This is a genomic window from Tateyamaria sp., assembly GCF_039940735.1.
In the GTDB taxonomy this organism is placed as follows: domain Bacteria; phylum Pseudomonadota; class Alphaproteobacteria; order Rhodobacterales; family Rhodobacteraceae; genus Tateyamaria.
On the sequence record NZ_JBDVGB010000084.1, the window covers coordinates 35,940 to 56,142 of the forward strand.

The following is a 20,203-nucleotide window of genomic DNA, read 5'->3' on the forward strand; positions in this document are numbered from 1 at the left end:
TATACGCTAATCATCTCTGTTCAGATCGTCGTGATAAACATGTGTGGTGAGACATGCTTGCATCACAATTTCAGCGCGGTTCAATGGATATAGGGTGGGTGGGATGCGATTGCGCCCCCCAAAAACTGCAAAGGTGTGTTGCAAGAAACGTATAGCTAAAATGGATTTGTGCTGCGAAAGTGCCGAAACCAGCCGCATTTGAGACGAGCAAAACATCTAAATGGCCTCATTTTTACCGGGTTTCTTTCTTTCCCTGTCCCTCATTCTGGCGATTGGGGCGCAAAATGCCTTTGTCTTGCGTCAAGGTATACGGCAAGCGCATGTGTTTTGGGTGTGTCTGACCTGTGGGTTGGCCGACGCGGTGTTGATCACTGGCGGGGTGGCCGGGTTTGGGGCACTTGCGCAGGCGCTGCCGTGGTTTGAACCTGTTATGCGATATGGCGGAGCCGCATTTTTGTTGTGGTATGGCTGGAAAAATGCGCGATCGGCATGGCGGGGCGGCGCGGTGCTTGAGGCCGGCGGCACAGACACCCAAAGCTTGCGCAGTGTCATTTTGACGCTATTGGCACTGACCTTTTTGAACCCCCACGTGTATCTGGATACGGTTGTGTTGATCGGGTCGATTTCGTCACAATACGATGACCGATTGCTGTTTGGCATTGGGGCTGTATTGGCCAGCTTCGTGTTCTTTTTTGCGCTTGGCTATGGCGCGCGTCTTTTAGCACCGCTGTTCGCCAATCCGCGTGCATGGCAGGTGCTGGACGGGATCATCGCAGCCACCATGTGGGCGATTGCACTAAAACTTCTTTACCTTTGAAGGTGCGCGAACTGCCTTGCAAGCCCGCGCGCCAGCGCCCATTGGTAGGCGATGCAACGCGGTGAACCAAAACCCCTGACGGGCATATTCTGGATGCTTGTGACGGGCCTGTGCTTTGTCGCAGTGACAGCCTTGGTTAAGTATATGGGCCCGCGCGTTCCCCCAGCGGAGGCGGCGTTTTTGCGCTATTTGCTGGGGCTTGTTTTCTTGGTGCCGATGCTACCTGCGATGCGCGACGCGCATTTAAGCGCGCGTCAGTGGCGGTTGTTTACCTTGCGCGGCGCGTTTCATTCGGGCGGCGTGATGTTGTGGTTTTTTGCCATGACACGCATTCCCATCGCTGAAGTGACGGCAATGAATTACCTCGCTCCGGTCTATGTCAGCATTGGTGCTGCGCTGTTTCTCGGCGAAAAGCTGGCCTTGCGCCGGATTGCAGCCATTGCTGTGGCATTGATCGGCACGGCCGTCATCCTGCGCCCCGGCTTTCGCGAGGTCGAACCCGGCCACGTGGCGATGCTGTTTTGCGCCGTGGCGTTTGCGGGGTCTTACCTGTTGGCCAAGATCATGGCGGACGAAGTGAAGCCCGCAGTGGTTGTCTTTATGCTGTCGATTTTTGTGACGATTGGGCTAGCACCCTTTGCGTTGGCCAATTGGGTGACGCCCAGCTGGGGTGATCTGGGGCTGTTGTTTGCGGTTGCCAGCTTTGCCACAGCGGGACACTTCACGATGACAATGGCCTTTGCCGCGGCACCCGTCACAGTCACTCAGCCCATCACATTTTTGCAATTGGTTTGGGCCGTGGCGCTGGGCGCATTGGTGTTCAGCGAACCGGTGGACATTTGGGTGATCCTTGGGGGCGGACTTATTCTTGCCTCGGTGACCTTCATCACTTGGCGCGAAGCGGTGCTAAAACGTCGCCCGGTGACGCCGACAGTCACGGCAACCAAAGTCTAAGGCGTTTATTGATTGACTGATCAATAAAAAACCCTCACGGTCTTTCGTGTTGCAAGGCTGGGGGCGTGCAAAATGCCAAAATTGGGGATGGAACCGATCCGGCGCGCGGCGTTGGTGCAGGCCACCATAGCAGAAATCGGGGCCGCAGGATCACTTGACGTCACGGTCGGGCAGATCGCGAAACGTGCTGGCATGTCCACGGCCTTGGCACATCACTATTTTGGCGGCAAAGATCAGATATTTTTGGCCGCTATGCGCCATATTTTGCGCGAGTTTGGGGCCGAAGTCATCGCAGGGTTGCGCAACACACGAACACCACGCGCCCGTGCCGAGGCGTTGATTGCAGCAAGTTTCGCACCTTCGTGCTTTGCACCCGAAACGATCAGCGCATGGATGACACTGTATGCGCGCGCCCCAACGCACCCCGAAACGCGTCGTCTGCTCGAACTGTACCAACGCCGCTTACGCAGCAATCTTACCCATGCTTTGCGTCCTTTGTCTGGTGATCCGCGCGCGGATGCAGAAACGTTGGGTGCGTTGATCGATGGGCTGTATCTGCGCGCGGCTTTGTCCGAGGATGGTGCAATCGATGTGGCCAAAACCACGGCGTTGCGTGCGCTCGATATCCTGATCGGAGACGCCGCATGAGCCAGCCCAATATCTTGATCTTCATGGTCGATCAGCTCAATGGCACCCTGTTTCCCGACGGCCCGGCCGATTGGCTGCATGCGCCAAATCTGAAAAAACTTGCTGCGCGCTCGACGCGCTTTGCCAACTGCTACACGGCCTCACCGCTTTGCGCGCCCGGTCGTGCGGCGTTTATGTCTGGTCAGTTGCCAAGCGCGACCGGGGTATATGACAATGCGGCCGAATTTGCCTCCTCCATCCCGACCTATGCGCACCATTTGCGCCGTGCAGGCTATCAAACCTGTCTGGCTGGCAAAATGCATTTTGTCGGCCCCGACCAGATGCACGGCTTTGAAGAACGGCTAACCACCGATATTTACCCGGCTGATTTCGGCTGGACACCGGACTATCGCAAGCCGGGCGAACGGATCGATTGGTGGTATCACAACATGGGCTCTGTGACGGGCGCGGGCGTGGCCGAAATTTCCAACCAGATGGAATATGACGACGCGGTCGCCTACCACGCCAAACGCAAAATCTATGACTTGGCGCGGGGTCACGATGACCGCCCATGGCATTTGACCGTCAGCTTCACGCACCCCCACGATCCCTATGTGGCACGCAAGAAATATTGGGACCTCTACGAAGAATGCGACCACCTGATGCCACAGATCGGCCCGATTGCCTACGCAGACCAAGACCCACATTCCCAGCGCATTCTTGACGCCAATGACCGCGACAATTTTAACATCAGCGATGATGACATCCGCCGCGCACGTCGCGCCTACTTCGCCAATATCTCTTACCTCGATGATAAGATCGGCGAGGTGATGGAAGCACTGGAAACAACCCGCCAAGAGGCAATCATCCTATTCGTCTCCGACCATGGCGACATGTTGGGCGAACGCGGGCTGTGGTTCAAAATGTCATTCTTTGAAGGCTCTGCGCGGGTGCCAATGATGATCTGTGCACCCAATATGACACCCGGTTTGATCACGGACCCGGTCAGCAACATCGACGTGTGCCCAACGCTGTGCGACTTGGTGGGTGTGGACATGTCCGAAGTCAGCCCATGGAGCACGGGCCAATCATTGCGGCCACAAGGGCAGGGCCAAGAACGGACAGAACCCGTCGCAATGGAATACGCCGCCGAAGGCTCCTATGCCCCAATGGTGTGCCTGCGCTACGGCAAATGGAAATACACCCGTTGCGCGCTGGACCCAGATCAACTGTTCGATCTCGAAACCGATCCACATGAGTTAACCAACCTTGCCGAAGTGCCCGCACATCAAGGCACACTCAGCCAACTACAAGCGAAATCGCAAGCGCGCTGGGACTTAGCCCGCTTTGACGCGGATGTGCGCACCAGCCAAGCGCGGCGCTGGGTGGTCTACGAGGCGCTGCGCCAAGGCGGGTATTACCCATGGGACTATCAACCACTGCAAAAAGCGTCCGAACGCTACATGCGCAACCACATGGACCTCAATGCCGTCGAAGAAAACCAACGGTTCCCAAGGGGCGAATGATCCTGCTTCATCCTGCAAAATAAACTCTCGCCGAAGGCATAAAATCAAAATCATGACCTATCCAACACAACCCAAAGCCAGCCATTTTATCAATGGCGCATACGTGGAAGACACGGCAGGCACGCCCATCGACGTGATCTATCCCGCCACCGGCAAAAAGATCGCACAAGTCCACGCGGCAACCCCTGCCGTGATCGACCACGCCCTGTCATCTGCGCGCAACGCCCAAGCCGCATGGGCGGCGCTGACGGGCACCGAACGGGGTCGCATTTTGCGACGCGCCGCCGATATCATGCGCGAGCGCAACCACGACCTGTCAGTGTTGGAAACCTTTGACACCGGCAAACCCTATCAAGAAACCAGCGAAGTCGATGCCACCAGCGGCGCCGACGCGCTCGAATATTTCGGCGGCATGGCCGCAACGCTCACAGGCGAACACATCCAACTGGGCGAAGACTGGGTTTATACCCGCCGCGAAGCCTTGGGTGTTTGCGTCGGGATCGGTGCATGGAACTACCCCACACAAATCGCCTGTTGGAAGGGCGCGCCTGCGTTGACCTGCGGCAATACGATGGTGTTCAAACCATCGGAAACCACGCCGCTCTGCGCATTAAAGGTGGCCGAAATTCTGCACGAAGCAGGTGTGCCTGCGGGCGTCTACAACGTGGTGCAAGGCATGGGCGAAGTCGGCGCTGCCTTGATCACAGATGACCGGGTCGACAAGGTTTCACTGACAGGGTCTGTGCCAACGGGGCGCAAAGTATACGCAGCAGCCGCGGCTGGTATAAAACATGTCACGATGGAATTGGGTGGCAAATCCCCCCTCATCATCTTTGACGATGCGGATGTGGAAAACGCAGTGTCGGGTGCGATCTTGGGCAACTTCTATTCCTCAGGGCAGGTCTGTTCCAACGGCACACGGGTGTTCGTGCACAAAAACATCAAAGAAGCGTTCCTTGCGCGTCTGTCCGAACGGCTGGCAGGGGCCGTGATCGGCGATCCACAAGACCCTGAAACCTCATTCGGGCCAATGGTGTCCGAACGCCAACTCGGCATCGTCGAAGGCTACATTGCCAAAGGCCAAGTCGAAGGCGCGCGACTGGTCTATGGCGGCAACCGCATAAAAGATGACGGGTTTTACATCGAACCCACCGTTTTCGCAGACGTCACCGACGACATGTCCATCGCCCGCGAAGAAATTTTTGGCCCCGTTATGGCCGTGCTGGATTTTGAGGACGAGGCAGACGTGATGACCCGCGCGAACGCCACCGACTTTGGTCTGGCAGCGGGCGTATTCACCCGCGATTTGACGCGTGCACACCGCGTGGCTGCCGGGTTTGAGGCGGGCACGTGTTTTATAAACAGCTACAACGATGCCCCGGTCGAAGCCCCCTTTGGCGGCTCCAAACTCTCCGGCGTCGGACGCGAAAACTCCAAAGCCGCCATCGCGCACTACAGCCAACTCAAATCGGTCTACGTGCGCATGGGCGATCTAGAGGCACCGTTCTAACAGCACAAGAATCCTTCATTCATCTTGCAAAATAAACTCCCGCCGGAGGCATAAAATCTTCCGGTAAACGCCCTCAGCCCACGGACAGTCTTACTATGGAAGCAGATTACGTTATCGTCGGTGCCGGCAGTGCAGGCTGCGCTGTGGCCTACAGACTCGCCGAAGCCGGGAAATCAGTGCTGATCATCGAACACGGCGGCACAGACGCAGGCCCATTGATCCAGATGCCGGCCGCGCTGTCTTATCCAATGAACATGGCGCGCTACGACTGGGGCTATCAATCCGAACCTGAACCGCATCTGGGGGGGCGGCGTCTTGCCTGTCCACGCGGCAAGGTGATTGGGGGATCGTCGTCGATCAACGGCATGGTTTATGTACGCGGACACGCGATGGATTATGACCACTGGGCCGACGCGGGTGCGGATGGTTGGGCCTATGCAGACGTGTTGCCCTATTTCAAACGTATGGAGACATGGGACGCGGCCGGTCACGGTGGGGACCCGGATTGGCGTGGCAAAGACGGTCCTTTGCATGTGATGCGGGGCCCCCGCAAAAACCCGTTGTTCCACGCCTTTGTGGAGGCCGGTCGCGAAGCGGGTTACGAGGTCACCGACGATTACAACGGGCAAAAGCAAGAAGGCTTTGGCCCGATGGAGCAAACCGTGCACAAGGGGCGGCGTTGGTCGGCGGCGAATGCGTACCTCAAGCCTGCGCTTAAACGTGCCAACTGCGATTTGATCCGTGGTTTGGTCGAACGGGTGATGATGAAAGACGGGCGCGCCACAGGTGTCGCATTGGCGGGCGGCCAGATCGTACAGGCGCGACGCGAAGTGATCTTGGCGGCGTCATCGATCAACTCTCCCAAAATTCTGATGCTATCCGGCATTGGCCCTGCCGCCCATTTGGCCGAACACGGTATCGAGGTGATCGCAGATCGCCCCGGCGTGGGCGCGAACCTGCAAGATCATCTTGAGATGTACATCCAAATGGCGTCAAAGCTGCCGATCACCCTGTATAAGCACTGGAATTTGCTGTCAAAAGCGCTGATCGGTGCGCAGTGGCTTTTCACAGGCACCGGGTTGGGAGCGTCGAACCAATTCGAAAGCTGCGCCTTTATCCGCTCTCAGGCCGGGGTGGCTTATCCGGACATTCAATACCATTTCCTACCCATCGCCGTGCGTTATGATGGCAAAGCCGCAGCCGAAGGGCACGGCTTTCAGGCCCATGTCGGACCGATGCGCTCGCCCTCGCGTGGGTCCGTGACCTTACGATCGAATGACCCTGCTGATGCGCCTGTGATCCGTTTCAACTACATGAGCACTGATCAAGATTGGCAAGACTTTCGCCGTTGCATTCGCCTAACGCGCGAGGTTTTTGGCCAAGACGCTTTTGCCCCTTACGTGAAACACGAAATCCAACCCGGGGTGGCGGCGCAAAGTGACGATGAACTGGATGCGGTCATTCGCGAACATGTCGAAAGCGCCTATCACCCCTGTGGCACCTGCAAAATGGGTCGCGCGGATGATCCCAGCGCCGTGGTCGACCCCAAGGGGCGCGTTATCGGGGTTGAAGGTCTGCGCGTTGTTGACAGTTCGATTTTCCCGCGCATCACAAATGGAAATTTGAATGGGCCGTCCATTATGACCGGCGAAAAGATGGCCGACCATATTCTAGAGCGTGCACCGCTGGCACCCAGCAACGATACGCCTTGGATGCACCCCAATTGGGAAACGGCCCAACGTTAACGACGACCTTCGATTTCCTTTGAAACCTTAACCCATCATCGCCATATGTCGGGGATGTTAAGGATTTGTACTGCTATTGTTCTCGCTTTTATGCCCGTTTCGGGTATCGCTGATATCATGGGCGTTGTGCATGTGATCGACGCGGATACGCTAGACGTTGGTGGAATTCGTATCCGATTGCATGCGATCGACGCACCGGAACAGGACCAAAACTGCACCACTGAACACGGCGTCGCCTTTGGGTGTGGGGCATGGGCAACGGATCAGGTTGTTGCTCGGTTTGCGGGGCAATACGCCAAATGCAGCGCCACGGATATCGACAAATACGGGCGCACTGTGGCCACTTGCGATGTGGGTGGCGTGGATGTGGGAAGCGAAATTGTCTCGCTGGGTTGGGCCTTTGCCTATCGGCGCTATGGAATGGACTATGATCTAGACGAAGTCGCCGCCGCCGCAGCGGACCGAGGTCTGCACGGCTTTCACGTCCAAAGCCCGGCTCAATTCCGTGCGACACGGGCCAAGGGGCGCATCCCCTTAGACCCAAATTGTAGGATCAAAGGCAACATCTCAAAGCACGGTCAAATATTTCACGTGCCGGGCCAAGAATTTTATGAACGGACGGGAATAAACCTAAGCCGGGGTGAGCGTTGGTTTTGTTCCAACACCGAAGCCCGTGCCGCAGGTTGGCGCGCAGCAAGACGTTAATAATGAATGTGCGTTAACGTTTTGATAGTTAACGCGACAGCTGTGTTGGCACCGTTAGTTGACCGCGTAAGGCAACACACCGCGCGTGTTTGGATTGACCGACAATTGGCGCTCAAGCGGCGGAACAGAACGTTGATGACAGGTTTTGCGTTCGCAAATCCGGCAAGAAATCCCGATAGGTTCAAAGGCGTCAATGCGGCTGATGTCTAAACCGTCCGCGAACACCAGATGCGGCGCGTGTTTGACTTCGCAACCCAGTGCGATGGCGTATCTGCGTACGGGCGCGCCAAAGCGTCCACCGGTTTTCGACACGTCGCGCGCCAGGCTGATGTAACGCACGCCATCCGGCGTTTCCGCCAGTTGCCGCAAAAATTGGCCGGGCTGTTCAAAGGCACGGTGGACGTTCCAAAGCGGGCAAGCGCCGCCAAATCGCGCAAATTGCAAGCGCGTGGCCGAGTGGCGCTTTGTGATGGTGCCTGCCTGATCCACGCGCACAAAGAAGAACGGAATGCCTTTGGCACCCGGGCGTTGCAGCGTCGACAGGCGGTGGCACACCTGTTCGATCGAGGCCCCAAAACGGGTGGCCAATTGTTCAAGGTCGTGCCGGGTCTTGGTCGCGGCATCTAAGAACGCGCCATAGGGCATGATCGCAGCCCCCGCGAAATAGTTGGCAAGTCCGATCTTGGCGATAGCGCGGGCCTCGGTGCTGTGAAAGCGTGCCAAATCCAAAGTCGCTTCGAGTAATGCGTTTTGGCGGATCAGGGCGACTTGCAACACCAATTGAAAGGTCTGGCTTTCGTGGGCTGCGCGGGTGGAAATGCTAAGCGTTTTGGCTTGCGCATCGTAATTGCGCAATGTGTCGCTGTCTTCGAATGCGATGGTGATCCCGGCATTGCCCAGTTTGGAAACGGCAGCGGCACGGATGTTGTCGTGGCCCCCTTCGATTGTGGCGAAGTGTTCGGCGGCGCGGTCAACAGCATCGATGTAATTGTCGCAATAGTGAAAGAAATCGCGCACTTCTTCCCAAGGGGAAGGGCGGGCCCGGGCGTCTTCGCGCCCCAAAGCTTCGTCAAGAGAGGCAAGGCGTTCATGGGTTTGGCGATAGGCGCGGTGCAGGTCCAAAAACGCATGGGCAAGGGCGGGTGCGTTGGAAGCCGCAAGTCGCAGATCAGCCAGGGGTGGCATATCGGCGGCAAACACCGGATCGGCCAATGCCTCGCGCATATCGGACACCAACCGTTCGCCGTCGCCTGCGCTTAATTCGGTCACATCTAATCCGAATTCCTGCGCAAGGCTTAACACCACAGATGTGCTGACGGGTCGATTGTTGTTTTCCATTTGGTTGAGGTAGGGCAGCGAAACACCAAGCTTGGCGGCAAAGTCCTTTTGCGTGAGGCCAACGCGCGTGCGGACTTCGCGCAGCTTGGCCCCGGCGTATAGTTTTGGGTTGGCCATTCGAATCCTGCCTTTGCAGCTTTGCAATGTCGGAAAGCTAAGTTTGCAAAGCGCAGGTTGCAACCCTTAGGTGCGTGGTAGTCGCCGCTCGCGTCGATAGACGCTGGCAATCGCCACAAGGGCGCACACGCCAGTTGCGAACATCAAATAAAGCAGCGGGAAAGCCCCGGTTTCGGGCGTCAGCAAAAAACCAGCCAGCGCAGATAGTGCGGCCCCGCCGCCAATCATGATGGCTCCGCCAAGGCCAGACGCCGTGCCGGCCAGATGCGGGCGGACCGACAGCATGCCCGCGGTCGCGTTGGCGATCACAAGGCCATTGCCCAAGCCCACCAATGTCATCATCCCGAAAAAGCTAATCGGCGTGCCAAGCCCCGCGACAAAGATGATCAATGACGTGAAGGTGGCAAAGGCGTTGATCATGCACCCCCACAAGACCAGTTTGTTCACGCCAAACGTGGTCGCGTATCGCCCTGAAAAGAAGTTGCCAAGGAAGTAACCGACAGCCGGGGCACCAAAGAAAAAGCCAAGCTCGGATGGATCCATGCCAAAGACAGCTGTGCCAACAAAGGGTGCGCCGCCAAGGTAGGCAAAGAATGACCCCGAACAGAAAGCAGCCGCCAGCGAATAACCCCAAAATCGTGGTGATCGCAGCAATTCAGGGTATTCTTGGAATTGGGCGATTAGGGTTTTCGAAGATTTCCGCGCGGTTTCGCCCAAGTCGGCCCAAACCAGCCAAAACAGTAAGCCACCCGCTATGAAGTAAAACCAGAATATGGACGTCCAGCCAAAGGACTCTTCGAGCAGGCCACCGATGCCCGGTGAAATCATCGGCACCACGGCCATGCCCATGGTGACATAGCCGATCATCGATGCCGAATGGTCTTGGTCATAACGGTCTCGAATGACCGCGCGGCTAAGCACCATTGCAACAGCAATGACCGCTTGGCACATGCGGAACATCAAAAACACCGTGGCGTTGGGTGCAAAAATACAGCCCAAAGTGGCCAGCATGAACAGGCCAATCCCCCACATCAAAACCTTGCGGCGTCCAATATTGTCTGACACGGGCCCAATGATCGTCTGCAACACGGCTGACATCGCAAGATAAAACGCAACCGACAATTGCATCACGCTGTAATCAGTTTCGAAATGTAGCGCCATGTTCGGCAGGCTGGGCAAGAACATGTTCATGACCATCGCTGACCCACCGGCCAGTAGGATCAATGTCGAAATATGTGGCGGAGTTGTGCGATCCAGATGGCGGACCTTGGGGGGTGATTGCATAACTCTGGGGTAGGCCGATGGCGCTGACCTGTCCAGTGCACTTATGCAGAGGGGTGTGCGCTTTGCTGATTTGCAGTTTGCAAGGTGTCGTCTGAAAATGATTTGCAAATATGCCAAATGCCCGTTTCCGTTGCTGGGCCGCCTCTGTATGCTGCGCCTAAACAGACCAGCGGGGACAGCATGAACGATATTCTGACCGAATTGGATGCCCGACGTGCACAGGCACGTTTGGGGGGTGGGCAAAAACGCGTGGACGCACAGCATGCGCGCGGCAAGTTGACGGCACGCGAGCGGATCGAATTGCTGCTGGACGAGGATTCATTCGAAGAATTCGACATGTTCGTCACCCATCGCTGTACTGATTTTGGGATGGAAAAACAAAAACCCGCAGGCGACGGCGTTGTGACGGGGTGGGGCACGATCAACGGGCGCATGGTCTATGTGTTTTCGCAGGACTTCACTGTGTTTGGTGGGTCGTTGTCGGAAACCCATGCGCAAAAAATCTGTAAAATTCAGGACATGGCGATGCAGAACGGCGCGCCTTTGATTGGGATCAACGATTCCGGTGGCGCGCGCATCCAAGAAGGTGTCGCGTCGCTTGCCGGTTATGCCGAAGTGTTCCAGCGCAACATCATGGCGTCCGGCGTGGTGCCGCAGATCAGCGTGATCATGGGGCCGTGCGCGGGTGGGGCTGTTTATTCCCCGGCGATGACCGACTTTATCTTTATGGTCAAAGACACGTCTTACATGTTTGTGACGGGCCCCGATGTGGTGAAAACCGTCACCAACGAAGTGGTCACGGCCGAAGAGCTGGGTGGCGCGTCCACCCACACCAAGAAATCCAGCGTCGCCGATGGCGCGTTCGAAAACGACGTCGAGGCCTTGGCCGAAGTCCGTCGTCTTGTCGATTTCTTGCCGCTTAACAACCGTCAGAAACCGCCCAAACGCCCTTTCTTTGATGAACCGGGGCGGATCGAAACCTCGCTTGATACGTTGATCCCGGCCAATCCCAACAGCCCCTACGACATGAAGGAATTGATTCTGAAGATCGCGGACGAGGGCGATTTTTACGAAATTCAGGAAGAGTTTGCCAAGAACATCATCACCGGGTTTATCCGGCTTGAGGGGCAGACTGTGGGCGTTGTGGCGAACCAACCTATGGTGTTGGCGGGTTGTTTGGATATCGATTCCTCACGCAAGGCCGCGCGGTTTGTGCGGTTCTGCGATGCGTTCGAAATCCCGATCCTGACATTGGTGGATGTGCCTGGGTTCCTGCCCGGTACGTCTCAGGAGTATGGCGGCGTGATCAAACACGGTGCGAAACTGCTGTTCGCTTATGGCGAGGCGACGGTGCCCAAGGTGACGCTGATCACCCGCAAAGCATACGGCGGGGCCTATGATGTGATGGCCTCCAAACACCTGCGCGGTGATTTCAACTATGCGTGGCCCACGGCCGAAATCGCAGTGATGGGGGCGAAAGGTGCGACCGAGATCATTCACCGCGCCGACCTTGGTGATGCGGACAAGATCGCAGCCCACACAAAAGATTACGAAGACCGTTTCGCCAACCCATTTGTGGCGGCAGAAAAAGGGTTCATCGATGAGGTGATCCAACCACGATCCACCCGGCGGCGTGTCAGCAGGGCGTTTGCGTCACTCAGGGGTAAGAGCTTGCAAAACCCATGGAAGAAACATGATAATATCCCGTTATAAGTGTGGCGCATCTCGCGTCTCCGAAACGGTTTATGGAGTTTTTCGATGCGTGTGATACTTGCCTTTATCTTTGTTGTGTTTGCCTTGCCTGCGGTTGCTCAGCAGGAACGTGAATGTCGTGGAAAGCAAGCCTTTAACCTTGGCGACGGGGCCTATGGCTGTTTGGACGAAGTCGGCACAAGCTCGATCACCACAACGCAAACACGCGATGATGCTGCAAGCGAGCAAATACGCAGCAATCAAGTTGGATTGATCCGGGTTTTGATGTTTGGGACGCACGGCAGTTCAAGACAGGTTGTGGGCTCTCGTTTGCGTACGATTTGCCAAACGTTCTTGCCGACTTTCAATGCACAAGTGACGGGCCGCAAATTCAGCCGCATCACAGTTGCGATGGTTTGGCCCCGCGTCGCGAACAAGGGTGATTTTGTTCCAGTAACCACGTCGCAGGTCGATGTGCAGGTCGCGTTTTCGAACGGGAAATGCCGCGGGATCAGGTTTTTCGGATGATGACAGAACTGCGTCCACCCATGCGAACATTTATGATCTTGGCCCGACACGTCATGTGTGGGGACAAGACAGAACAGGGGCGACATGCCTGATTTCCACCTCCTATCAAACGGCCCACGCCCTGTTGCACCGTTCAGCCATGCCGTTGAGACCGACGGCTGGGTGATCCTCACCGGCCAAATGCCGACGGACCCGGATGCCCCGGACGCACCACTGCCCAAAGGCATCGAGGCGCAGACCCGGCGTGTCATGGATAACCTTGAAATCATCCTCAAAGGCATCGGCCTTGATCTGTCGCACGTGTTGCAATGCCGCGCCTATCTGACGGAATTTGAACGCGACTACGCCGCTTTCAACGACACTTATCAGACCTATTTCCCGGCTGACCGCCGCCCGGCGCGTACCACCATTGGGGTGACGGCGCTGGCTGTCGGGGCTTTGGTCGAAATCGACTGCGTGGCGAAACGCCCATGAGCGCGCGTTGGCATATCTTGCATGACGCCGACAGCGTCACGCTGGCGCGCCACTTGCCGCCCCGGTTGGAATTGGCGGTGCAGACGGTGTTGCCGCGTATGAACCCTGTGCGCCTTGCCCATCAAATCCGACAGGACCTGTGGCGCAGCCTGCAATCCTTGCGTGGGTTTTCCCCGGTTGTGCGCCTTGACCCAGTCGAAGGTGGCTGGGCCGTGACCGCAGGCGGTCGTGCGCCACAACCCATTGCCGATGCGGCCTTTGCCCGTGCGCAAGCCGTTTTGGATGACCCAAGCAACCGCGCCCGCTGGGTGCGCCACGCCGGAGCCATCAAATGAGCACATGGACCAATCACGCCTTTACCATTTCTCATGCCGACAGCGGCGCGTTTGAGGGCGCGGGGTTGCGCCCGTTCTTTGAATATCGGCAGTTGGGCATCGATACGGCAACGGATGGTAAGTTTGGCGCGCATGTGATCCGTGCTGTACCGGGCATGAAAAGCCCGGGCACGTGGCATTCTCATCAACTTGAATTTCAGATGGTCTATGTCACCAAGGGCTGGGTTGTTTTTGAATACGAAGGGCAGGGCGAACACGTGCTGCGGGCCGGGTCTTGTGCGCTGCAGCCTGCGGGCATTGTGCACCGCGAGCTGCGCCATTCCGACGATTTGGAATTGATCGAAATCACATCACCGGCTGTCTTTACAACGACCGAAGAAGGTGCAGAGTAATGTTTGGATATCGTCACATCCGAACCAACAGAACAGTGCGTTGGCCAAGTATCGCCCGCACAGCAGCCTCGGAGGGAGGAGCCCTACGCTGGAAACAGCGCTGGGTCCGAGGCTGCACCTTACTGTTCTTGATGGCATCCCCAGCTTTGGCGCAGGATGTGCCATCCGGGCAATCCGTCACCCTAAACGAAGTATTGATTGATGAAGTAAACGCAGAAAGCTGGCTGCGCTTTCGCTTTCTGGCGCCGCAGATCGCGCGCGAGACGGGTGACATTACCTATACAGCTGCCGAAGAAGACTTTGCCCACCTATGTGAAACGGTGGCGCGCCCTTATCTTGTTGAGTTTGACCTGACACCGCAGGTGGTTGTCATCACGTTGATGGACCGCCCTGTGCCGTTCGGGCAGGCCGATCCTGAGGCCACTCAATTCATCGAAGCATTCCGAATTTTGGACGAAACTTGCCGTTGGGAGGCATTCTGATGCCCATTTTTGCGCATATTGCGTTTTACGATTTTGCGACTTTGCGGCCACAACCCGCGCAAGTCGTTGCGATACCGTTTCTTTTCGCAAAAAACTCACGTATAGGGCTATTAAGGGGTCCCCAAGACCGCCTTACCTCGCAGAGGACGTGTAATGACGCGCGTTCCAAAGTTGACTACAGGAGAGACAGATGTCGAAGAACATCAAAGTGCTGGGCATGGTTAGCCTCATGGTTTTGGTCGCAGCTTGCGGTCGTAACAACGCAAACGAAGAATTCGTTGTTGTTGAGCCCGAGCCCATCAGCCAAGAGCCTGTCCACACCGGCAAGTTCAAGTAAAAAAACAGGGCGGATTTTTGAATCCGCCCTGCTTCTTCCCCTTTTCGCGGGGGGAAGCACATGCTGAAACATCGCGGGTTTCCCGGACGACTGTCCGGCACTGATTTCCAATTCATAATTCGAAGGCCAAACCCTAAAGGGGTGACACCGTTGACGCGGCGTGAACGGTTTCCTGACCGTCGCCCGCCCGACAAGCGTGCGGATGCAGCGTTTATGACGGCGCTTTGGGAGCAGTTCGGAACGGAACCGTTTGAGCGCGGCAATTTGGATGCAGGCCGTCTATCGTGGTTGTTTGGCCGCGAAGTGATCCCGGCAACAGACCCCTTTGATCTCGCCGATTACGAAGCTTTGCTGGTCATCGACGAAGCGGTTGTCCGCGCGTCCTTTCCTGACATTTTTGGCGCAGGCTAAGACGATGGGCGCCACAGAATTGAGCGCAATGCCGCCGTTCCATCGCGCCAAACGGCGAAAGCTGGCTGATTTCACCGACGCGCAGCTATCGCGCTTGGCGAAACGCGCAGCAGCGTGCAACCACTGGCATATGGCGTCGGATCCCCAGTTTTACCCCGGCGCTAAGTACTATTTCCGTACCCCTTCCCCTTGCGGGCGGCATGCCTTGGTTCAAGGTACGCTGCCCGCATTTTTTTTATCACCGGCGTGCGGGTCCGTCGCGCGACACCGCAAAGCACCGCGCCTGTCGTCGCAGGTTAATGGGCAAATGGTGTGTTTGCCGACGCACCAACGGACCAAACAGAGCGTTAGAAGACGCCATCAAAAAACGAGCAGAGGACGAACTAAATGGCGCTTAGACCTTTCACATTCGCCATCATCGCAACTCTTGGCCTCGCAGCGTGCGGTGACACCGTCACGGAACAAGCCCTTATCGGGGGCGCTGTTGGTGCAGGCGCGGGCGCTGTTGTCGGGGGCAGCGTGCTTACCGGTGTTGCCATCGGTGTTGGTGCAAATGTGCTGTATTGCGAAGTCGCAAACAACGACTGCTGAGCATTTAAGTCACCACACAGCCGGGGCTGAAAAACAGTTGAACCGCGAGGAGCATGTGAAGTCCACCTCGCGGTTCTGTGGTGTCTTGAGGCCGCCGCAGAGAAGCGGCCTGCAAGTTTGTTTTAAGTTAGAAGCTGAAAGTAATAGACGCCCCGATCCGGTCAGCATCGGCGCTGAAGCCGGTTGTTTCGTCTTCAGAGTCGATGTGGATGTATTCCAGCGCGAGTGTCAGATTGTCGACAGGTCTATAGAACGCGCTGAGGTGAATAGACTCAAGATCGGTGAACGCATTGGACGTTGCGGTATCGCCTGTGCCAACCGTGTTGGTGGTCACCAGATCATAGCTTTCACTACCGTAGGCAAGACCCAAGGTCCATTTTTCGCCAATTTCTTGAAGGTATTGGACGGTAAACCCGTCCACATCGTTTTCTTCACCGAGGAGGTCGCGCGCACCGTTACCGATCAACAGGTTACCAAGACCTTGGCCGGTGACGTAAGTGGCGTTGAATGTGCCGCCTGCCCAAGGAGAGAAACCAGCCGAAAGCGTCAGACCGTTGGTATCGAGGTCTTCGCCACCCTCACCTTCAAATTCCCCGGCCAAAACGGCAGCACGTATCGACCAGTTATCGGTGCCGTAGAATGCTGCACCGGTGAACACCGGATCGGGGCCGCCGCCATTGGCTTCTTCGATCGAGGTCGAAAGGACAAGCCCGTTGCCATTGTTGTAAGTGTAACGTGCCTGCGGAACGCGTGCGAAAGTGATACCAACAGGGCCGTTGAAATCAGCCGTGGTGGGGTAATGCACCAGTGGCATAAAGTTGGTCCACGTCTGACCCACCAAGACGGTGTCGTTGATGTTCACGTTGGCATGACGCAGTCGAAGGTTGGGCGAACTGCTGTCGTCACCGCCGCTTCCGAACAAGTCGAATTCCAACTGTGTTTTGATGTCACCAATGCCGGTAGCCGTGGTCGAGCGGATACCGAAACGCGATACGCGTACACTTGTATCGAATTCACCGTCCGTCGCGAAAGCGGCGTTACCGACACGTCCCGCGCGAGACAGATCGCCCTGTGCAAAATCGAAGTCAAAGAACGCTTCGGCGCGAATGAAGCCGTACAGTTCAATCGACGTATTTTCGCCAAGGTTGAAACCCAGCTGTGGACGGTTTGGAACATCGTTTGTCCGTTCCAGTTCAGCGACGCGTTCGCGCAATTCTGCAAGCTCTGCGGCAGTGTCGGCGGATTGTGCAAAGGCACCCGTCGCCATCAAACCGGCCGCTGCATAGATTGCCGCGGTTGTTCCTATTTTCATGATATTTCTCCTGTTAGGCAGGTCACGACTCGTTCCCCATGGTCAAATTTGCACCCAAATCACGGTGTTCAGAACTCACAACTACGCCCGAAAACGTGTACATTTCGTGAGCGTGGGACCTTTTCAGGATGTCGGATTTCGCAACCAATCAACAAATTCCAACAAACAAGGACGATCGATCTTCACAGTGCTGCAACGCGGCATCACGGATGACGGAATAGTGAGTGATATGCGCGCAATGGCCGCCTGCTTAAAAACACCCGATACATCTCTTAGCGCGGCTTTATGTGTCGCTTGGGCAACAAAGGACACAACATGTTCAATAAAATTCTGATCGCCAACCGGGGTGAAATCGCCTGCCGTGTCATCAAGACCGCGCGCAAGATGGGGCTTTCGACGGTCGCTATTTATTCTGATGCTGATGCGCAGGCCCTGCATGTGCAAATGGCGGACGAAGCTATTCATATTGGCCCGGCCCCTGCCAACCAGTCCTATATCGTCATCGAAAAAGTGATGGAGGCGGTGAAATCTTCGGGCGCTCAGGCGGTGCACCCAGGCTATGGTTTCTTGTCGGAAAACTCCAAATTCGCCAAGGCATTAGATGCCGCTGGTGTTGCTTTTGTCGGCCCACCCGTGGGCGCGATCGAAAAGATGGGGGACAAGATCACCTCGAAAAAAATCGCCCAAGAGGCGGGCGTCAGCACGGTGCCCGGTTACATGGGCTTGATCGCGGATGCGGACGAGGCGGTGAAGATATCGAACGAGGTCGGGTATCCAGTGATGCTTAAGGCCTCGGCCGGGGGCGGCGGCAAAGGCATGCGCATCGCTTGGAACGACCAAGAGGCGCGCGAGGGTTTTCAGTCATCTAAGAACGAGGCTGCAAACAGCTTTGGCGATGATCGCATTTTTATCGAAAAATTTGTGACCCAACCTCGCCACATCGAAATTCAGGTGCTCTGTGACGCACATGGCAACGGCATATATCTGGGCGAACGCGAATGTTCGATTCAACGCCGTAACCAAAAGGTCGTGGAAGAGGCCCCAAGTCCGTTTCTAGACGAAGCGACCCGCAAAGCCATGGGTGAACAGGCCGTCGCTTTGGCCAAGGCAGTGGGTTATGCCAGCGCGGGCACGGTGGAATTCATCGTGGACGGGTCCAAGAGTTTCTACTTTCTTGAAATGAATACACGCCTTCAGGTGGAACACCCGGTGACTGAATTGATCTCCGGCGTCGACCTTGTTGAACAAATGATCCGTGTCGCTGCGGGTGAACCTCTCAGCATCACTCAAGACGATGTAAAACTGACGGGCTGGGCGATCGAGAACCGATTATATGCCGAAGACCCCTATCGCGGCTTTCTGCCCTCGATTGGCCGTTTGACCCGTTACCGCCCGCCTGTCGAGGTCGCAGCGGGCCCGATGCTCGATGCGGGCAAATGGCAAGGCGATGCGCCAACCGGCACCACAGCTGTGCGCAATGATACTGGCGTCTATGAAGGCGGCGAGATCAGCATGTATTACGACCCGATGATTGCGAAACTGTGCACATGGGGCCCGGATCGCGCCTCGGCGATCGAAGCAATGCGCGTGGCCCTCGACAGCTTTGAGGTCGAAGGGATTGGCCACAACCTTCCGTTCCTCAGCGCAGTCATGGATCATCCGATCTTTATTAAAGGCGAGATGACGACCGCCTTTATCGCGGAAGAATACCCCGATGGGTTCGAAGGCGTCACGCTGCCCGAACCGCAACTGCGTCGCGTCGCGGCCGCCTGTGCGGCCATGCACCGCGTCGCCGACATCCGGCGCGCACGTGTTTCGGGGCGTATGGACAACCACGAACGCACCGTTGGCACCGAATGGAATGTCGCACTGCAGGACCAATCCTTTGACGTCACTATTGACGCGGACCACGACGGGGCAAACGTCAGCTTTGGCGATGATGCGACGTTGCGCGTGACGGGGTCGTGGACGCCGGGGGATCAATTGGCCGACATGGTCGTGGATGGCGCGCCGCTGATCCTAAAAGTCGGCAAAGTGTCGGGTGGTTTCCGCATCCGCACACGCGGGGCCGATATGGTCGTGCACGTGCGCACACCGCGTCAGGCGGAATTGGCGCAGCTGATGCCTGTAAAGGTTGCGCCCGATACGTCCAAACTGCTGTTGTGCCCGATGCCCGGTCTGGTCGTCAAAATGCACGTGGAAGAAGGCGAAGAGGTCCAAGACGGCCAAGCGCTGTGCACCATCGAGGCGATGAAGATGGAAAACATCCTGCGCGCCGAACGCAAAGGCACGGTGTCCAAAGTGAACGCAAGCGAAGGCGACAGTTTGGCTGTGGACGAAGTGATCCTAGAATTCGAATGATCACAGTCGGCGTCATATCTGGCTGGGTGTCAGCGATTGATCCCCGTGTCTGGCAGGCCGTTCTGGCCGGCCTGTTCGTGGCCGTCGGGTGGATCGTGAACGGGGCACAAAACCGACGCGAAGCCACAAGGCTGCGCCGCGAACAGCGCGAAGATGTGCAACGCGCCTTGGTGGCCGAAATCAAACACTATCTAGATGTGTTGGAAGGCGAAGATTTGAATGCCGCATGGGAGGCGATGCAGCCGCGGATCGAAGCCGGTTATGTGCCGTTTTTACCGACTGAGGATAACGATATGGTGTTTCAATCTGTGTTGCCCACCATCCACATTCTGCCCAAAACGGTGATTGATCCGGTGGTTAAATACTACTCGCAGCTCAAGGCGATTGACGCACAGATCGCGGATTCACGGCTTGATGCTTTTGTGACGGGTACAGACGAAGACAGCCGCCGCCGTCGCGAGATTTCGTATTTTCAGTATTTGCAGATGAAACAACGCGCCAAAACCTATGCGGTTCAGGCTTTACGCGAAATGGGTGTCGCGCCGGGGGTTAATAGCCCGGGCTTGGCCCATTCCGGCCAGTGATAGGAGTAGAGCGCTTGGTTGCTTCAGCCATATCAAGTCCTGTTGGTGGCGAACGACCTGCGCCGTTCCATTCGCTTACAA

The 20,203-nt window shown here is 56.7% G+C and carries 21 protein-coding genes; 18 read left to right on the forward strand and 3 right to left on the reverse strand.

The genetic code is table 11. The features are described from left to right. The first annotated feature begins 220 nt into the window (after positions 1-220). The 7 genes from ABJF76_RS17130 (at position 221) to ABJF76_RS17160 (ending at position 7,884) form a co-directional block, all read left to right on the forward strand. Entirely contained in the window at positions 221-817 is a 597-nt protein-coding gene (locus ABJF76_RS17130; RefSeq protein WP_413820919.1) for a LysE/ArgO family amino acid transporter, read from the forward strand. 51 nt (positions 818-868) lie between these two features. Beyond that, on the forward strand, positions 869-1,771 hold the full coding sequence (locus tag ABJF76_RS17135; RefSeq protein ID WP_413820920.1) for a DMT family transporter: 903 nt from the start codon (positions 869-871) through the stop codon (positions 1,769-1,771). A gap of 72 nt (positions 1,772-1,843) precedes the next feature. After that, the gene (gene betI, locus ABJF76_RS17140; RefSeq protein ID WP_413820921.1) at positions 1,844-2,419 is read left to right on the forward strand and encodes a choline-responsive transcriptional repressor BetI; all 576 of its coding nucleotides are present in this window, start codon (positions 1,844-1,846) and stop codon (positions 2,417-2,419) included. Further along, positions 2,416-3,924 (forward strand): choline-sulfatase, encoded by a 1,509-nt coding sequence (gene betC / locus ABJF76_RS17145; protein ID WP_413820922.1) that lies wholly within the window; start codon positions 2,416-2,418, stop codon positions 3,922-3,924. The genes betI and betC overlap by 4 nt, the downstream gene beginning before the upstream one ends. A gap of 52 nt (positions 3,925-3,976) precedes the next feature. Beyond that, positions 3,977-5,434: a betaine-aldehyde dehydrogenase gene (gene betB / locus ABJF76_RS17150; protein ID WP_413820923.1), complete on the forward strand. Its 1,458-nt coding sequence runs from the start codon at positions 3,977-3,979 to the stop codon at positions 5,432-5,434. Positions 5,435-5,529: 95 nt separating this feature from the next. Beyond that, positions 5,530-7,179, forward strand: a complete 1,650-nt coding sequence (gene betA, locus ABJF76_RS17155) for a choline dehydrogenase (RefSeq protein ID WP_413820924.1) — start codon at positions 5,530-5,532, stop codon at positions 7,177-7,179. 90 nt (positions 7,180-7,269) lie between these two features. After that, a complete protein-coding gene (locus ABJF76_RS17160) occupies positions 7,270-7,884 on the forward strand; it encodes a thermonuclease family protein (RefSeq protein WP_413820925.1) in 615 nt (204 codons plus the stop codon). Positions 7,885-7,938: 54 nt separating this feature from the next. Here ABJF76_RS17160 and ABJF76_RS17165 read toward each other — a convergent pair whose 3' ends face one another. Both ABJF76_RS17165 and ABJF76_RS17170 read right to left on the reverse strand, forming a co-directional pair. Next, positions 7,939-9,339: a helix-turn-helix domain-containing protein gene (locus tag ABJF76_RS17165; protein WP_413820926.1), complete on the reverse strand. Its 1,401-nt coding sequence runs from the start codon at positions 9,337-9,339 to the stop codon at positions 7,939-7,941. A gap of 66 nt (positions 9,340-9,405) precedes the next feature. Further along, positions 9,406-10,623 (reverse strand): multidrug effflux MFS transporter, encoded by a 1,218-nt coding sequence (locus ABJF76_RS17170; RefSeq protein ID WP_413822628.1) that lies wholly within the window; start codon positions 10,621-10,623, stop codon positions 9,406-9,408. A 180-nt stretch (positions 10,624-10,803) separates the two neighbouring features. On the opposite strand from ABJF76_RS17170, the gene ABJF76_RS17175 reads away from it, so the two are divergent. The 9 genes from ABJF76_RS17175 (at position 10,804) to ABJF76_RS17215 (ending at position 15,865) form a co-directional block, all read left to right on the forward strand. Further along, entirely contained in the window at positions 10,804-12,336 is a 1,533-nt protein-coding gene (locus ABJF76_RS17175) for an acyl-CoA carboxylase subunit beta (protein ID WP_413820928.1), read from the forward strand. A 45-nt stretch (positions 12,337-12,381) separates the two neighbouring features. Beyond that, the gene (locus ABJF76_RS17180; protein WP_413820929.1) at positions 12,382-12,843 is read left to right on the forward strand and encodes a hypothetical protein; all 462 of its coding nucleotides are present in this window, start codon (positions 12,382-12,384) and stop codon (positions 12,841-12,843) included. 84 nt (positions 12,844-12,927) lie between these two features. Next, on the forward strand, positions 12,928-13,317 hold the full coding sequence (locus ABJF76_RS17185) for a RidA family protein (protein WP_413820930.1): 390 nt from the start codon (positions 12,928-12,930) through the stop codon (positions 13,315-13,317). Next, complete coding sequence (locus tag ABJF76_RS17190) at positions 13,314-13,652, forward strand: hypothetical protein (RefSeq protein WP_413820931.1); 339 nt, start codon at positions 13,314-13,316, stop codon at positions 13,650-13,652. Before ABJF76_RS17185 ends, ABJF76_RS17190 begins: the two co-directional genes overlap by 4 nt. Continuing rightward, a complete protein-coding gene (locus ABJF76_RS17195) occupies positions 13,649-14,044 on the forward strand; it encodes a cupin domain-containing protein (RefSeq protein ID WP_413820932.1) in 396 nt (131 codons plus the stop codon). Before ABJF76_RS17190 ends, ABJF76_RS17195 begins: the two co-directional genes overlap by 4 nt. Then, complete coding sequence (locus tag ABJF76_RS17200; protein WP_413820933.1) at positions 14,044-14,526, forward strand: DUF6497 family protein; 483 nt, start codon at positions 14,044-14,046, stop codon at positions 14,524-14,526. The genes ABJF76_RS17195 and ABJF76_RS17200 overlap by 1 nt, the downstream gene beginning before the upstream one ends. A gap of 190 nt (positions 14,527-14,716) precedes the next feature. Continuing rightward, positions 14,717-14,863, forward strand: a complete 147-nt coding sequence (locus ABJF76_RS17205) for a hypothetical protein (RefSeq protein ID WP_413820934.1) — start codon at positions 14,717-14,719, stop codon at positions 14,861-14,863. A gap of 60 nt (positions 14,864-14,923) precedes the next feature. Beyond that, positions 14,924-15,274: a hypothetical protein gene (locus tag ABJF76_RS17210; protein ID WP_413820935.1), complete on the forward strand. Its 351-nt coding sequence runs from the start codon at positions 14,924-14,926 to the stop codon at positions 15,272-15,274. Between the two features lie 387 nt (positions 15,275-15,661). Beyond that, positions 15,662-15,865: a hypothetical protein gene (locus ABJF76_RS17215; RefSeq protein WP_413820936.1), complete on the forward strand. Its 204-nt coding sequence runs from the start codon at positions 15,662-15,664 to the stop codon at positions 15,863-15,865. A 127-nt stretch (positions 15,866-15,992) separates the two neighbouring features. Here ABJF76_RS17215 and ABJF76_RS17220 read toward each other — a convergent pair whose 3' ends face one another. After that, positions 15,993-17,177 carry a DcaP family trimeric outer membrane transporter gene (locus tag ABJF76_RS17220; RefSeq protein ID WP_413820937.1) on the reverse strand — a complete coding sequence of 395 codons (1,185 nt, stop codon included), beginning with the start codon at positions 17,175-17,177 and terminating at the stop codon, positions 15,993-15,995. Positions 17,178-17,492: 315 nt separating this feature from the next. On the opposite strand from ABJF76_RS17220, the gene ABJF76_RS17225 reads away from it, so the two are divergent. Further along, a complete protein-coding gene (locus ABJF76_RS17225) occupies positions 17,493-19,538 on the forward strand; it encodes an acetyl-CoA carboxylase biotin carboxylase subunit (RefSeq protein WP_413820938.1) in 2,046 nt (681 codons plus the stop codon). Next, the gene (locus tag ABJF76_RS17230) at positions 19,535-20,122 is read left to right on the forward strand and encodes a hypothetical protein (RefSeq protein WP_413820939.1); all 588 of its coding nucleotides are present in this window, start codon (positions 19,535-19,537) and stop codon (positions 20,120-20,122) included. The genes ABJF76_RS17225 and ABJF76_RS17230 overlap by 4 nt, the downstream gene beginning before the upstream one ends. The last annotated feature ends 81 nt before the right edge of the window (positions 20,123-20,203 follow it).